Origin of the sequence: Bradyrhizobium sp. R2.2-H (assembly GCF_004346455.1) — a bacterium.
Classification (GTDB): Bacteria; Pseudomonadota; Alphaproteobacteria; order Rhizobiales; family Xanthobacteraceae; genus Bradyrhizobium; species Bradyrhizobium diversitatis.
On record NZ_SMBR01000003.1, the window covers coordinates 365,268 to 380,614 of the forward strand.

Consider the following 15,347-nt stretch of genomic DNA (forward strand, 5'->3'; position numbering starts at 1 on the left):
CTCCCATGGGTGTCTCCGAACCCTTCATCCGACGGCCGATAGCGACCTCGCTGCTCGGCATCGCGCTCCTGATCGGCGGGCTGCTGGGCTATTTCGCGTTGCCGGTCTCGGCGCTGCCGCAGGTCGATTTCCCGACCGTGCAGGTGACGACGCAGCTTCCGGGCGCCAGCCCCGACGTGATCGCCTCGCTGATCACCGCGCCGCTGGAGCGTCAGCTCGGCCAGATCCCGTCGCTGTCGGCGATGAACTCGACCAGCTCGTTCGGCGTCAGTCAGATATCGCTCCAGTTCGACCTCAACCGCGATATCGACGGTGCGACCCAGGACGTGCAGGCCGCGATCAATGCCGCGGCCGGCGTGCTGCCCAAGACGCTGCCTTATCCGCCGACCTACGCCAAGGTGAACCCGGCGGATGCGCCGGTGATGACGCTGGCGCTGCGCTCCGACACGATCTCGTTGCGCGTGATGAGCGACATCGCCGACACCATTCTGGCGCAGCGTTTGAGCCAGATATCGGGCGTCGGACGGGTCTCGGTCCTCGGCGGGCTGAAGCCGGCAGTGCGCATCCAGGCTGATCTCGCGCGCCTTGCTGCCTACGGCATCGCCATGGAGGATCTGCGCACTGCGATCGCCAATGCCAATGTCTCGGGGCCGAAGGGCTCGCTCGACGGCGCGCAGCAATCCTACATCATCGCCGCTAACGACCAGATCGCCGCCGCCGATGCTTACAAGCCTGTCATCATCGCCTATCGCAACGGCTCGCCCGTCACCATCGGTGACGTCGCCCAGATCGTCGACGGCCTCGAGAACGACCGCACCGGCGGCTGGTACCAGGGCACGCCGGCCGTCATCATCGACATCCAGCGCCAGCCCGGCGCCAACGTCATCGACGTCGTCAGCCAGATCCGCGCGGAAATCCCCAAGGTGCAGCGCGCGATCCCGGCCGGCGTGAACCTCACCATCGTCTCCGACCGCACCGTCACCATCCGCGCCTCGGTGCGCGACGTGCAGTTCACGCTGATCCTTGCCGTCGTGCTGGTGACGCTGGTGGTGCTGCTGTTCCTGCGCTCGCTGCGCGCCACGCTGATTGCCGGCGTCGCGCTGCCGCTGTCGCTGATCACGAGCTTCGGCATCATGTATTTCGCCGGGTTCAGCCTCGACAATCTCTCGCTGATGGCGCTCACGATCGGCACCGGCTTCGTCGTCGACGACGCCATCGTCATGATCGAGAACATCGTCCGCCACATGGAGAACGGCGACAGTGCGATGGAGGCTTCGCTGAAGGGCGCCAGCGAGATCGGCTTCACCGTGATCTCGCTGACGGTGTCGCTGATCGCGGTCTTCATTCCGCTGCTGTTCATGTCGGGCCTCGTCGGGCGCATGTTCCGCGAATTCGCACTGACCTTGACGATCGCGGTCGTGACGTCGGCTGTGGTCTCGTTGACGCTGACGCCGATGATGTGCTCGCGCCTGCTCAAGCACGCCCATGAGGAGCTGGCGGTGCCGGGCTTGGCCGCGATCAGCCGCTTCATCGATCGCACGGTCGATGCCTATCACAGATCGCTTTTGTGGGTTCTGGAACGCCAGCGCGCCACGCTGGTCGTGACCTTCGCCACGCTGATTGCGACCCTGGTCCTCTACGTCGTCGCCCCAAAGGGGTTCCTGCCGCTGCAGGACACCGCCTCGATCACGGCGGTGACGGAGGCCGGGCCCGACGTGTCATTTGCGGAGATGAAGAGACGGCAGGCCGAGGCGGCCGACGCCATCAGGGCCGACCCCGACGTGGTCGGCGTGGTCTCGGTGATCGGCGCGGGCTCGGTCAACCCGACCACCAATGTCGGCCGGCTCGTCATGAGCCTGAAGCCGCGCGGCGAGCGGCGTGACGACATCACGGGTGTCGTGGCCCGGCTGAAGCAGCGGGTATCGGGCATCCCCGGCATGACCGTCTATTTCCAGCCGGTGCAGGACGTGCAGATCTCGACCCAGTCGAGCCGCTCGCAATACCAGTACACTCTGACCGGCACCGATGCGACGCTGGTCTCGGAATGGGCGCGCAAGCTGGTCGCGGAGATGCGGCGTGATCCCTTGTTCCGGGACGTCTCCTCCGAGGCGCAGGAAGGGGGCTTGCGGGCCCAGCTCGATGTCGATCGCACCCGCGCCGGCCAGCTCGGCGTCAGCCTTCAGGCCATCACCGACACGCTCAACGACGCCTTCGCCCAGCGACAGATCTCGACCATTTACGGGCAGGCCAACCAGTACCGCGTGGTGCTGGAGGCGCTGCCGATGTACCAGCGCGATCCCTCGATCCTGTCGAAGCTCTATCTGCCGGGCGCCGCCAGCACCACCGTCGGCGCGCCCAACGCGCAGGTGCCGCTGTCGGCCGTGGCGACGCTGAAGCGGACAACGGCGCCGCTCGCGATCTCGCACCAGGCGCAGTTCCCCTCCGTGTCGCTCAGCTTCAACCTCGCGCCGGGCGCGGCGCTCGGCGATGCCGTCGAGGCGGTGAAGACGATCGAGACCCGCATCGGCATGCCCAACAGCATCGTCGGCGTCTATGCCGGCGATGCCGCCGAATTCGCCAAGGCGCTCGCCGGACAGCCCTGGCTGCTGCTCGCCGCCGTGATCACCATCTACATCGTGCTTGGCGTGCTCTATGAGAGCTACATCCATCCGATCACGATCCTCTCGACGCTGCCCTCGGCCGGCGTCGGCGCGATCCTGGCGCTGATGCTGTGCGGTCAGGATCTCTCGGTGATCGGCCTGATCGGCATCATCCTCCTGATGGGCATCGTCAAGAAGAACGCGATCATGATGATCGACTTCGCGCTGGAGGCCGAGCGCGGGCAGGGCATGTCGCCGAACGAGGCGATCGTGCAGGCGTGTCTTCTGCGGTTTCGTCCCATCATGATGACGACGCTGGCGGCGCTGTTCGGCGCGCTGCCGCTCGCGATCGAGAGCGGCACCGGCGCCGAGCTGCGCTTCCCGCTCGGCATCTCCATCATCGGCGGCCTGTTGCTGAGCCAGCTGCTGACGCTTTACACCACTCCCGTGATCTATCTCGCGCTCGACCGCATCAACCGCCGCCTCGAGCAGGCGCTTCCGCCGGCCGAATCCGGCGGACCGCCGGTCGCCGGCGCGACCGAGGGGATGCAGTGATGGCATCGATCTCGGAGCCCTTCATCCGCCGGCCGGTCGCGACCACGCTGCTGTCGATCGGGTTGTTCCTGCTGGGTGTCGTGGCCTACCATTTCCTTCCCGTCGCCTCAGTCCCGAACGTCGACTTCCCCGCCATCTTCGTCTCGGCCAGCCGGCCCGGCGCCGATCCGTCCGTGATGGCGGCCACGGTGGCATCGCCACTGGAGCGGCGGCTGGGCGAGATCGCCGGCATCAACCAGATCACCTCGACCTCGACCCTCGGCACGACCAGTATCCAGCTCCAGTTCGACATCGGCCGCAACATCGACAAGGCCGCACGCGACGTGCAGGCGGCGATCAACGCCGCGATGGTCGACCTGCCGAGCGACCTGCCGACGCTGCCGCGCTTCCGCAAGGCGAACACGGCCGGCGCGCCGGTTTTCGTGCTGGCGCTGACCTCGAAGACGCTGTCGGCAAGCGCGATCTACGACGTCGCCGATACCGTGCTGGCGCAGCGCATCTCGCAGGTGCCGGGCGTCGGTGACGTCACCGTCTCGGGGGCCGACCAGCCGGCGGTGCGGGTCCAGCTCAACCCGGTCGCGCTGTCGAACGCCGGTATCGCCACCGACGACGTCCGGACCGCGATCATCAACGCCAACCCGCTCGGTCCCGTCGGCATTTTCGAAGGCGAGCGTCAGAGCGAGACGCTGGCGCTCAATCGGCAGATGCGTACCGCGAAAGAGTTCCGCGACATCATCATCAAGAGCTCCAACGGCAATTTCGTGCGGCTCTCGGACGTCGCCGACATCGAGGATTCCGTCCGCAACGCCCGTTCGATCGCCTGGTTCAACAAGCAGCCGGCGGTGCTGATCCAGATCACCAAGCAGGGTGATGCCAACGTCATCGACACCGTCGACAGGGTGAAGGCGCTGATCCCCGCGCTGAAGCAGTGGATACCGGCCGGCGTCGAGGTCTCCACTTTGGTCGACCGCACCGGCACGATCCGCGCCAGCGTGCTGGACATGCAGTGGACCCTGCTGGCGACCGCGTTCCTGGTGATGGCCGTGGTGTTCGTGTTCCTGCGACGGCTGACCCCGACGATCGCGGCCGGCATCTCGGTGCCGCTGGCGCTGGCCGGCACCTGCGCCGGCATGTGGGTCGCGGGCTTCTCGATCGACAATCTGTCGCTGATGGCGCTGGCGATTTCCGTCGGCTTCGTGGTCGACGACGCCATCGTCATGATCGAGAACATGTACCGCAACCTCGAGCATGGCATGCGGCCGTTCCGGGCGGCGCAGGAGGGCGCGAAGCAGATCGGCTTCACGGTGGTCTCGATCAGCCTGTCGCTGATCGCGGCGTTCACGCCGCTGATCTTCATGGACGGCATCGTCGGCCGGTTGCTGCGCGAGTTCTCGCTGACGCTGACCTTCGCCATCCTGGTCTCGACGCTGGTGTCGCTCACGGTCACGCCGATGATCTGCGCCCATTACATCCGGCAGACGACGTCCGGCACCGCGACCCTGTTCGACCGCGTCGTCGAAGGCTCGCTGTCGCGCCTCGTCGCCTTCTACGCCCGCACCTTGCGCACCGTGCTGGAATTTCCGCTGCTGACGCTGCTGGTGTTCTTCGCCACCATCGCGCTCACGGTGACACTCTACATCAAGGTCCCCAAGGGTTACTTCCCGACGGACGATTCCGGTTTCATCATTGGCGCGACGCGCGCCTCGGCCGACATCTCGTTCCAGTCGATGCTCGGCCTGCAGCAGCGGCTGGCCGACATCGTGATGCAGGATCCGGCCGTAGCCGGCATCGGCTCGTCCGTCGGCGCCGGAGGCGGACCGGGGGGAGCGACCTCGAACCGCGGCATCATGTACATCAGCCTGAAGCCGCCTGAGGAGCGCGACCACGTCTCGACGCAGGTCGTGATCGACCGCCTCAGGCGCGCGTTATACCCCGTGCCCGGCATCCGGCTCTTCATGTTCGCCGCCCAGGACGTGCGGGCCGGCGGGCGACAGAGCGATTCCGATTACCAGTACACGCTGACCAGCACCGATCTCGGCCTGCTGCAGAAATGGGCGCCGATCGTGGCCAAGCGCATGGAGAGCGTGGAGGGCATCACCGACATCTCCAGCGATCGCGACCCCGGCGGGCTTCAGCTCACGCTTTCCATCGACCGCCAGAAAGCCTCGGCGCTCGGCGTCAGGGTTCAGGACATCGACAACGCGCTCAACAATGCGTTCGCGCAACGGCAGATCTCGATCATCTATACCCAGCGCAACCAGTACATGATCGTGCTGGAGATCGACCCGAAATTCCAGGTCGATCCCTCCAACCTCGACCGCATCTATGTCGCCGGCGCGGGCGACGCCCAGGTGCCGCTCTCGGCCGTGGTGCATGCGACGCGCGGGCTCGCCGCGCTGGCGGTCTATCACTCGCAGTCGTTCCCTTCGACCACCGTGTCGTTCAACCTGCTGCCGGACGTGCCGCTGCAGGCCGCGACGCAGAACATCCAGCGTGCGGTCGAGGAATTGCACATGCCCGAGGGCATTCGCGGCAGCTTCGACGGCAATGCCGGGGACTTCGCGAGGACCAGCGGCCGCCAGCCGCTCCTGATCCTCGGCGCGCTGGTCGCGATGTATATCGTGCTGGGGGTGCTCTACGAGAGCCTCGCCCATCCGCTCACGATCATCTCGACGCTGCCCTCGGCCGGACTCGGCGCACTGCTCGCCCTGCAGATCACCAACACGCCGCTGACGGTGATCGCCTTCGTCGGCATCATCCTGCTCATCGGCATCGTCAAGAAGAACGGCATCATGATGGTGGATTTCGCGCTCGACGCCGAACGACGGCGCGGCCTGTCCTCGGCGGAGGCGATCTTCGAGGCCTGCCAGGCGCGCTTCCGGCCGATCCTGATGACGACCATGGCGGCGCTATTCGCCGGCATTCCGCTCGTGGTCGCGACCGGCCCCGGCACGGAGCTGCGTCGTCCGCTCGGCATCACCATCATTGGCGGCCTGTTCGTCTCGCAGATCCTGACGCTCTACACCACGCCCGTGATCTATCTTCTGATCGACCGCCTGCGGCGCCGTTCCGAGCCGCGTCCGCTGGCGGCACCGGCGGAATAGGTTGTTGAAGCGGCGCGCGAAGCGTATAGCGCGCCCATGTCGAACCCAGCAGATACGGCCGCTGCCGATCCCATTCCCGAATGCCCGCACTGCCAGAAGCCGATGCCGCTGTGCATCTGCGACAGCGTCACCCCGATCGAAAGCCGGCTGTCGCTCCTGATCCTCCAGCATCCGCAGGAGCAGGACAGAGCGCTCGGCACCGCGCGGCTGCTTGCCGGGCATTTCGCCGATGCCACGGTGAGGGTCGGCCTGTCCTGGCCGAGCCTGTCCAAGGCACTGGGGCGGCCGGTCGAGAACGCCTCGCACTGGGCTGTGCTCTATCTCGGCTCGGCCCGGGCGGCCGATCTCGAGGCCGAAGGCGAGATCGTCGCGCTCAACCGCAAGGGTGAGATCGCGGAGAACCAGCGTGCGATCCTCGCCAAGCTCGAGGGGGTGGTGCTGCTCGACGGCACCTGGAGCCAGGCCAAGGCGCTATGGTGGCGCAATCCGTGGATGCTCAAGTGCCAGCGCGTGATCCTCAATCCGGCGCACCCCTCGCGTTACGGGCGTCTGCGCCGCGAGCCGCGCAGCGACGGGCTCTCGACCATCGAGGCCGCGGCGACGATCCTCGCCGGGCTCGAGCGGCGGCCTGACATCGCCGACACGCTGCATGCGAGTTTTGAGCGGCTGTTGACCCGATACCGCGAGGTCCAGGCCGAGATGCCGGAATTGGCGCCCAAACCTGCCCCGAAGGGCCGCCGACGCGACTTCCGGCGTCGCAAACGCGCCTGACTTCGATCCACATCGGAAGAGCCCCGTTGTTCCCGCAGTCGGACGAAGGCGGTTGCCTAAACGCTTCATCCTCTATATTGGTCCGCCCTTACGGGGCCACGTGGCGGAGTGGTTACGCAACGGTCTGCAAAACCGTGTACACCAGTTCAATTCTGGTCGTGGCCTCCATCGCAACCTTCTGATTTCCCAACGCAAACTGTCATCACCGCGAGTTCCGCCGGACGCACGGACGAGGCTTGCCGCGCCTTGGTCACCGGGTTTGCCCGGGGCTGCGATTCAGGCCCTGTGGCATAGACTTCGCATCTGCGAAGAGACGCATCCAAAACCTTGGAGCTGGAGAGCACGTGGGCGAAATCGTCCGATTTGTTCCAAAATCCGAGCTGGAGCGGGCCCGCCTCATTGCCGAGGCCCGCGCGATCTATGACAGCATCTTTCCGCCGGCTGCACCCGACCGGGCGCCGCAGGATGGCGAGGAACGCGTCAAGAGTTGATCGTGGTCGCGCCCGGCCCGGGCCCGATAACGCCAAAGCGACCGCGAGGGGGCCGCCCGGTTAGGCGAAAGCGCCCTCAGCAGGCCGCATACCAGCCGTCGGGAAAGGGCAGGAGGGGCCAAGCGCCCTCGTTGTCATTGGCGGCCTTGGGAGTCGTCCTGAACGTCGCGTCGAAACTCCACGAGCGGGGCACGAATTCCTCCTCCGGCGCGGGAGCCAGATCTTCAAGGACCATGACGTCCCGGACGGCATCCAGCAGCAAGTTGAATTCGGCTTCGCTCATCACACCCTCCGGAACGCGGATGAGGCAATGTCGCAAAGCCGGCTTGTTTTCGGATTGACCCGATCGCTCGCATTTTAACGATCCGGCGATCGGGCCCCGGTTGGTTAGCGATTCCTGAAAAAGTCCCGCGCGATTCCTACGTGCCGCCACCGCCTCGTTGGTGTGAAAGAGATCACATTCCCACTGGCTTATTTCTCCTGGCTCTTCGCACCAAAGTCACCCGCCGCGGGCCGGGCGGGCAGGGCAGAGCAGCGACGGGCCTGCACCCCTGACGTTTACCGCCTCTGCGCCGGCGAGATTCCAACGTCCGCGCCATCACGGCCTGCTTGCGGCGCAACCGGTCCAGCCTCAGCGAAGCCTGTCGTCGCGCGGTGTTCGACCGGGCTGGCGGCTGAGTTGTGGGGCCTGTGGGTTTGTGCGCAGCAAGTACCCCGCACGGCCTCACGAATCCGGCATGGTGAGCCTGTGGATATGCTGCGGACAGGCTGTGGAGGGCCGGTGGATTTGCTGCGGATGCCGACCGTAGATGCTTCTGTCCGGGGCCGCACCTCCATCGGCAAATGTCACATCTCTGTCAAATTACCTCACCAAATGATTCTCTGATCGGACAGTTCGCTGCGTCAGCCGGGATCATTTGGTTCTCCCAATTCGAAAATCCCGCCCCCGCACCGTTTCGCGGCCCGCGAACAGTTTTTGTGCAGCCGTTTGCCCAAACGCCGGGCGCACTCCATCCAATTTTTTGTACGTCCGCGGACAAGCTTTTCGCGGCGCACTCCCGCACGCTTCCGCCCCGATCACTGGACCATGGCAGGCGCCATGACATTCGGAGGAGCTGGCGAGATGGAGAAATTGGTTGGGCCCCAGGCGCGGCGGGGATTGGCGCGCGCATCATTGCCACGGCGCAAGCTCATGCTCGGCGCCGCCATCGCTTTCGGCCTCGTCGTCGCCGCGCCGCTGAGCGCGCAGGCCGCAGCGCCCGCCGCCTGCGCCGCGCTTCAGGAAAAGTATCCGGACTGGAAGGGCAAGACGCTCGTCAACGCCATCAACCCGCACACGCCGGGCTATGAGACGATCGATCCCAAGGATCCCAGCAAGTATATCGGCTTCGACATCGATCTCGGCGAAGCCATCGGCGAATGTCTCGGCTTCAAGCTGACCTACAAGGCGGTGACGTTCGCGGCGCTCCTGACCACGCTCGCCGCGGGACAGGCCGACATCGTGATCTCCGACATCTACGCCACCAAGGAACGCGCCAAGGCCGCCGACTTCATCACCTACTCGAAGGTGTTCGACGGCGTGCTGGTCGCCAAGGGCAATCCGAAAGGCATCAACGGCATCAACATGTCGCTGTGCGGCGCCGCTGCTGCCGAAAACACCGGCTATGTCGAGGTGCCCCTGATCCAGGCGTTGATCCCGGAGTGCAAGAAGGCCGGCAAGCCCGAACCGACCATCCAGCTCTACGACAACAACGCCAACTGCATTCAGGCGATCCTGGCCGGCCGCGCCGACACCTACATCAACGACGTCAACACCGTCGACAGCGCCGTAAAAGCCTATCCGGACAAGCTGGAGAAGGCGATCGCGGTGACGATCCCGTATTCGGTCGGCATCGCCGTGCCCAAGAACAAGCCGAAATTCCGCGATGCCGTGCTCGCCGCGCTGATCGAGGTGCAGAAGGCCGGTACACACATGGAGCTTCTGAAGAAGCATGGGCTCGATGTGAACAACTTCATGGCGCCGGAAATTCTGACCGCGGACTGAATGCGGTTTACCTCTCCCCGACGGGGAGAGGTCGGCGCGAAGCGCCGGGTGAGGGGGCGCGGCAAACTCGGTGCGGCGTAATCTCTCACCCGGATCGCATCGGATGATGCGACATAGCCGAAGCATCGCTTCGGCGTCCTTTGCTCAAGAACGGGCGCCGAAGGCACCCTATGCCTCTCCCTCCGGGAGAGGTGGCCCGTGCTCAAGGCGCCCGCCTTCAACCAAACCTGATCCCGCTCCAATGACGGCGGACTGATGTCGCTGTTCCTTCACTACCTGAGCATGCCGTATCTGCTCGCGGGCATCGAGCTCACCCTCGAGGTGACTGCCCTCGGGCTCGGCGGCGGATTGATCCTCGGATTGATCCTCGCCGGCATGCAGCTCTCTCGCTTCTGGCCCCTGGCGGCGATCGCCAGGGCCTATACCGTGATCTTCCGCGGCACGCCGCTGATCCTTCAGATGGTGTTCGCCTACGACGCGCTGCCGCATATCGGCATCAAGCTGCCGGCGGTGCTGGCCGCCGGCCTCGCGCTCGCCTGCAACGAGGCGCCGTTCATCGCGGAGATGCTGCGCGCCGGCGTGCTCGGCGTCGACCGCGGGCAGCTGACGGCGGGGCAGGCCCTCGGCATGACGCCGTCAGTGCTGATGCGCAGGATCATCGCGCCGCAGGCCATCCGCACCATGATCCCGGCCTTCGGCAACGAGGCGGTGAGCGCGTTGAAGAATTCCTCGCTCGCCTCCGTCGTCGCGGTGCAGGAGCTGACCTTGCGCTCGACGCAGCTCGCGTCCTCGACCTTCGACTTCTTCTCGATCTTCTTCGCCTCGGGTCTGCTCTATCTCGTTCTGACCACGGCCATCAGCGTCATCCAGCTCTTCGTCGAATGGTGGCTCGATCTCGACCGCACCACGCGCCGCGAGCGCAAGCTCGCCGATTATCTGCCCTGGCGCCGCGTCGATCTGGTCTCCAAGGTCGAACTCGCCGATGCGACCGCCGTCGATCCCGAGCCCGCGCCAGCAGAGCTCGCGGCCACCACGCCGCTCGCCCTGACGCGCGAGGAGCGCGCCCGCCGCGCCGCGACGATTGCGCGCAACAATATTGCGGTCGAAGTGAAGGACCTCACCAAGAGCTACGGCCCGCAGAAGGTGCTCGGCGGTCTCGACCTCACGGTGCGGGTCGGCGAAGTGGTCGCGCTGCTCGGCCCCAGCGGCTCCGGCAAGAGCACGCTGCTTCGCTGCATCAACCACCTCGAGAACTGGGACGCCGGCACCGTGCGCGTCGGTGGCCGGCGCCTCGGCTTCAGCGAGAATGGAAAGCCGCTGTCGCCGCGGTCGATCGCCAATGAGCGCGCCAGCGTCGGCGTCGGCATGGTGTTCCAGCAGTTCAATCTGTTCGCGCATCTGTCGGCGAAGGAGAACATCGCCGGTCCCCTGCGCTGGGTTCACGGCATGACGCGCATCGACGCCGACCGCCGCGCGGCCGAGCTGCTCGACCGCGTCGGGCTCTCGCATCGCGCCCACGCGCTGCCGCGGCATCTGTCCGGCGGCCAGCAGCAGCGCGTCGCCATCGCCCGCGCGCTGGCGCCGAACCCGAGCGTGCTGCTGCTTGACGAGCCGACCTCCGCGCTCGATCCCGAGCTCGTCAATGAGGTGCTGGAGGTGATCCGCCGCCTCGCGATCGACGACGGCCTCACCATGATCATCTCGACACACCAGATCCGTTTCGCCGACGAGGTCGCCGACCGTGTCGCCTTCCTGAGTGGCGGCGCGATCATCGAGGAGGGGCCGGCGCACGAGGTGCTCTCCAATCCCCGCAATCCGCTGACGGCGCGATTCCTCAGCGTCATGGAAGCCGACAAGACTCCGGAGGCGGTGCGATGAGCGACGCATCCGCAAGGTTCAAGACTCCCGAAGAGGCCACCTCATGAAGCATGTCACGCTGCCGGTTTCGCCGAAAACCGTCCACTGGGGCTATTTCTCCAAGACAGTCGCGCCGGCCCTGACGCTGCGCTCAGGTGATCGCGCCACCATCGAGACACTGACCCATCATGCCAATGACGATTACGAGCGCATGATCCAGGGCGATCCCGGCGCCGAGAGCGTGTTCCAGTGGACGCGCGAGCACAAGGCTGTCGCGCGCCGCGGCTCCGGTCCGACGGAGGGCCCGTTCATTCGCGGTGCAGGCGAGGGGATCGGCGTGCATTTGCTCACCGGACCGGTCGCGATCGAAGGCGCCGAGCCCGGCGACATTCTGGAGGTGCGCATTCTCGACGTCCGGCCACGGCCGAGCTGCAGCGCCTGCCACGCCGGCCGCTGCTTCGGCTCCAACGTCGCGGCGAATTGGGGTTTCCACTACCATGATCTGATCGAGGAGCCGAAGCCGCGCGAGGTCGTCACCATCTTCGAGCTGGACACCTCCGGTGAGCCCTACGCGAAGGCGGTCTATAACTATGTCTGGACGCCGCAGACCGACCCTGACGGCATCGTGCATCCGACCATCGACTATCCCGGCGTGCGCGTCGATCACGCCACCATCAGGAAGCGCGAGAACATCCTCTCCAGCGTGAAGGTGCCGGCGCGACTGCATTTCGGCACGATGGGCCTCGCGCCGTCGGAGGCCGATTTCGTCAGCTCGATCCCGCCGAGCTACACCGGCGGTAACATCGACGACTGGCGCATCGGAAAAGGCGCGCGGATGTTCTATCCGGTTGCCGTCCCCGGCGCCTATTTTTCGGTCGGCGATCCCCACGCCGCGCAGGGCGATAGCGAGCTCGGCGGCACCGCGATCGAGACCTCGCTGACCGGCGACTTCGAATTCATCCTGCACAAGAAGGCCGACCTTGCCGGCACCAGCCTCGAAGGCCTCGACCACCCGATGCTGGAGACCGACCACGCCTGGTCGTTCTACGGTTTCACCTATCCGAACTACCTCGCCACGCTCGGCGCCGATGCACAAACCGAGATTGCCAATCACTCCAGTCTCGACCGTGCGATGCGCGATGCGTTCAGAAAGCTCCGCCGCTTCCTGATGACCGTGCATCGTCTCAGCGAGGACGAGGCGATCTCGCTGATGTCGGTCGGGGCCGATTTCGGCGTCACCCAGGTCGTCGACGCCAATTGGGGGGTCCACGGCACGATCCGCAAGAACATCTTCCGGTGCGACTGAATTTCTCCCCTTCGTCATTCCGGGGCGACGCAACGCGTCGAACCCGGAATCCATCGTACCACCGTTTTCTGCGCGCAATGGATTCCGGGTTCGCGCTTGCGCGCGCCCCGGAATGACGAAGGGGGATCGCCATACTCCAACACCTTGAAGAACGGTCCAATTCCCGGATGAACACTTGACCAACGAACCTCGTCTTCGGCCCATTGCGGCGACGGACGATCGCGTGCGTCTGGCACGGAGGTTGCTTCGATCGACTGCAATCTGGGTCGATCCGATGAGCTTCCGCCCGTTCACGAGCGAGTCCTACGCGCAAGACGACCGCCCGGAAGCCTGGCGGGACGTGCTGGCTGCGGTCGGCCTGCAGCCGGCGGGTGGCCACAGCGTATTGGACGGACACGCGACCGCGTCGCACCGGCACGCCGCCGGTGTCGCGCTGACGCGTATGGCTGCGGGTGCGCAGAGCGTCGTTCCGCTCTCACGAGCAAGCGAAGACCTTCCCATCGCGCTGATGCCGGTCGAGGACGGCATGGTGCTGAAGAGCGCCGGCAGTCATCGTATCGTTCCCGTCGGTCATCTCGTGCTGCTGCCGCGCAGCGGCGACTGGAGCATCGTGTTCCAGCGCGACATGCGCGCCATCATGCTGTCGGTGACATCGGAGGCGCTGCACGGTCGCCTGTCGGGCAAGCCGCGGCTCGGCGGGCCCCGCGTCGTTCCGCCCAGCGGCTTTGCCGACGTCTTCTCCCGTCTGCTCGATGCCACTGCACGGACGCTCGACACCCTGAGCGATCCCGAATGGAATTCGGTCGCGCAGTCCTTCGTCGATCTGCTGCTGACGCTGGTGCATCAGCTGGCGTCCTCGGCCTCCGATGCTGGATCGAGCGCGACGCAGGCCGCGCTGCTGCACCGGATCTGCCAGACCATCGAGCGTCGCCTCGACGATCCCGATCTAGTGCCGGCGCGCGTCGCGCAGGCCGAGGGGATTTCCGAACGTTACCTGCAAAAGCTGTTCGAGACGGTCGGGGACAATTTCACCCACTACGTTCGCGAGCGCCGCCTCCAGCGCGCCTGGGCCGACCTATCCAACCCCACCGAGACGCATCGCTCGATCTCGGAGATCGCCTACGCCTACGGTTTTGGCGACTCCGCGCATTTCAGCCGCGCCTTCCGGCATCGCTTCGGCCTGCCGCCGCGCGAGTTTCGCCAGCAGGAGGCGGAGCGCGCGACGGCACAGCACGGCGTCGCCGGCCAGCGCGGCTGGCCGCAGGAGGCACTGGCGCAGCTTCGCGTCCATCAGAGCGTGGAGACGCGCAGCAGCGTCGCCTGCGCCGGCGCCGAGGCGCGCACGACCGCCGAACGCCGTCATCACCATCTCCCGGTCGAGGCCAGCCGCGTCCATTGGGGTTATTTCAGCCGTTCGCTGCCGCCGCAGATCGAGATCACCTCGGGCGACACCATCACCATCGAGACGCTGACGCAGCACGCCTCCGACGATCCCGAGTTGATGATATCAGGCGATGCCGCCGCCGAAAGCGTGTTCGGTTGGACACGGGACAGGAAGAACGTCGACCGCCGCGGCGCAGGGCCCATGGATGCCAGCGTGTTCGGCCGCGGTGCCGGCGAGGGCTTTGGTGTGCACATCTGCACCGGACCCGTCGCTGTGAAGGACGCCCAGCCAGGTGATGTGCTGGAGGTGCGCATCCTCGACATCGTGCCACGGACGAGCCGCAATCCGAACCATGCGGGCCGCGTGTTCGGCTCCTCGGTCGCGGCGTGGTGGGGCTATCACTACAACGAGTTTCTCGGCGGTCCCAAGCCGCGCGAAGCGGTTACCATCTACGAGATTTTCGACGACGCCGAGCTGCCGCACGCCTGTGCGCTCTATTCCTACCGCTGGGAGCCGCAGACCGATCCGTTTGGCGTCGTGCACACCACCTACGATTACCCCGGCGTTCCCGTTGCACCCGCCACGAACAAGCGCCGCCATGGCGTACTCGACGGCATCAAGATCCCCCTGCGTCCGCATTTCGGCGTGATCGCTGTGGCGCCGCGCGAGGTCGATTTCGTCGATTCCGTGCCGCCATCCTACTTCGGCGGCAATCTCGACAATTGGCGGCTGGGGAAGGGAGCAGCCGTGTATCTTCCGGTCTCGGTTCCCGGTGCGCTGCTATCGGTCGGCGATCCCCATGCCGCGCAGGGCGACGGCGAACTCAGCGGTACCGCGATCGAGTGCTCGATGACCGGCACCTTCGAGGTGATCCTGCACAAGAAGGCCGATCTCGCCGGCCAGCCCTTCACCGATCTCTCTTACCCCCTGATCGAGACCGAGACCGATTGGGTGCTGACAGGCTTCAGCCACCCGAACTATCTCGCGGAGTTCGGCGCCCAAGGGCAGAGCGAGGTCTACGCCAAGTCCTCGCTCGACCTCGCCATGAAGGACGCGTTCCGCAAGATGCGGCGCTTCCTGATGAACGTCAAAGGCCTCAGCGAGGACGAGGCGATCGCGCTGATGTCGGCCGCCGTCGATTTCGGCGTGACGCAGGTGGTCGACGGCAATTGGGGCGTGCACGCCATCCTCAGCAAGCGCCTGTTTCAGGACGCATCTTAACAAGGACCGCTCAA

9 protein-coding genes, 1 tRNA gene and 1 pseudogene are annotated in these 15,347 nt (G+C 65.9%); 10 read left to right on the plus strand and 1 reads right to left on the minus strand.

Features of this window, described 5'->3' with window-relative positions; all coding sequences use genetic code 11:
- Window positions 1–5: 5 nt before the first annotated feature.
- From EDE08_RS09290 to EDE08_RS38325, 5 genes are all read left to right on the plus strand, one after another.
- Window positions 6–3,155 (plus strand): efflux RND transporter permease subunit, encoded by a 3,150-nt coding sequence (locus EDE08_RS09290; RefSeq protein WP_131868884.1) that lies wholly within the window; start codon window positions 6–8, stop codon window positions 3,153–3,155.
- The gene (locus EDE08_RS09295) at window positions 3,155–6,259 is read left to right on the plus strand and encodes an efflux RND transporter permease subunit (protein WP_131868613.1); all 3,105 of its coding nucleotides are present in this window, start codon (window positions 3,155–3,157) and stop codon (window positions 6,257–6,259) included. Before EDE08_RS09290 ends, EDE08_RS09295 begins: the two co-directional genes overlap by 1 nt.
- A gap of 36 nt (window positions 6,260–6,295) precedes the next feature.
- Window positions 6,296–7,030 carry a tRNA-uridine aminocarboxypropyltransferase gene (locus tag EDE08_RS09300; RefSeq protein WP_131868614.1) on the plus strand — a complete coding sequence of 245 codons (735 nt, stop codon included), beginning with the start codon at window positions 6,296–6,298 and terminating at the stop codon, window positions 7,028–7,030.
- A gap of 94 nt (window positions 7,031–7,124) precedes the next feature.
- Window positions 7,125–7,198, plus strand: a tRNA-Cys gene (locus tag EDE08_RS09305).
- 176 nt (window positions 7,199–7,374) lie between these two features.
- Window positions 7,375–7,521: a hypothetical protein gene (locus EDE08_RS38325; RefSeq protein ID WP_165935822.1), complete on the plus strand. Its 147-nt coding sequence runs from the start codon at window positions 7,375–7,377 to the stop codon at window positions 7,519–7,521.
- Between the two features lie 76 nt (window positions 7,522–7,597).
- Here the strand turns inward: EDE08_RS38325 and EDE08_RS09310 are convergent, their stop codons facing one another.
- A complete protein-coding gene (locus EDE08_RS09310; protein ID WP_131868615.1) occupies window positions 7,598–7,804 on the minus strand; it encodes a hypothetical protein in 207 nt (68 codons plus the stop codon).
- A 183-nt stretch (window positions 7,805–7,987) separates the two neighbouring features.
- On the opposite strand from EDE08_RS09310, the pseudogene EDE08_RS39035 reads away from it, so the two are divergent.
- The 5 genes and pseudogenes from EDE08_RS39035 to EDE08_RS09335 all read left to right on the plus strand — a co-directional run bounded on the left by EDE08_RS39035 (window position 7,988) and on the right by EDE08_RS09335 (window position 15,333).
- Window positions 7,988–8,199 (plus strand): annotated as a pseudogene (locus tag EDE08_RS39035) (hypothetical protein).
- A 445-nt stretch (window positions 8,200–8,644) separates the two neighbouring features.
- Entirely contained in the window at window positions 8,645–9,565 is a 921-nt protein-coding gene (locus EDE08_RS09320; RefSeq protein ID WP_131868616.1) for an ABC transporter substrate-binding protein, read from the plus strand.
- Between the two features lie 255 nt (window positions 9,566–9,820).
- Complete coding sequence (locus tag EDE08_RS09325) at window positions 9,821–11,443, plus strand: amino acid ABC transporter permease/ATP-binding protein (protein ID WP_131868617.1); 1,623 nt, start codon at window positions 9,821–9,823, stop codon at window positions 11,441–11,443.
- Window positions 11,444–11,486: 43 nt separating this feature from the next.
- Window positions 11,487–12,728, plus strand: a complete 1,242-nt coding sequence (locus tag EDE08_RS09330) for an acetamidase/formamidase family protein (protein WP_061881556.1) — start codon at window positions 11,487–11,489, stop codon at window positions 12,726–12,728.
- A gap of 274 nt (window positions 12,729–13,002) precedes the next feature.
- Window positions 13,003–15,333 (plus strand): acetamidase/formamidase family protein, encoded by a 2,331-nt coding sequence (locus EDE08_RS09335; protein ID WP_165935853.1) that lies wholly within the window; start codon window positions 13,003–13,005, stop codon window positions 15,331–15,333.
- The last annotated feature ends 14 nt before the right edge of the window (window positions 15,334–15,347 follow it).

Bases quoted from the DNA above. Each gene is read 5' to 3' on its own strand.
- EDE08_RS09290 (WP_131868884.1), top strand. From the start codon at position 6: ATGGGTGTCTCCGAACCCTTCATCCGACGGCCGATAGCGACCTCGCTG.
- EDE08_RS09295 (WP_131868613.1), top strand. From the start codon at position 3,155: ATGGCATCGATCTCGGAGCCCTTCATCCGCCGGCCGGTCGCGACCACG.
- EDE08_RS09300 (WP_131868614.1), top strand. From the start codon at position 6,296: ATGTCGAACCCAGCAGATACGGCCGCTGCCGATCCCATTCCCGAATGC.
- EDE08_RS09310 (WP_131868615.1), bottom strand. From the start codon at position 7,804: ATGAGCGAAGCCGAATTCAACTTGCTGCTGGATGCCGTCCGGGACGTC.
- EDE08_RS09320 (WP_131868616.1), top strand. From the start codon at position 8,645: ATGGAGAAATTGGTTGGGCCCCAGGCGCGGCGGGGATTGGCGCGCGCA.
- EDE08_RS09325 (WP_131868617.1), top strand. From the start codon at position 9,821: ATGTCGCTGTTCCTTCACTACCTGAGCATGCCGTATCTGCTCGCGGGC.
- EDE08_RS09330 (WP_061881556.1), top strand. From the start codon at position 11,487: ATGAAGCATGTCACGCTGCCGGTTTCGCCGAAAACCGTCCACTGGGGC.
- EDE08_RS09335 (WP_165935853.1), top strand. From the start codon at position 13,003: ATGAGCTTCCGCCCGTTCACGAGCGAGTCCTACGCGCAAGACGACCGC.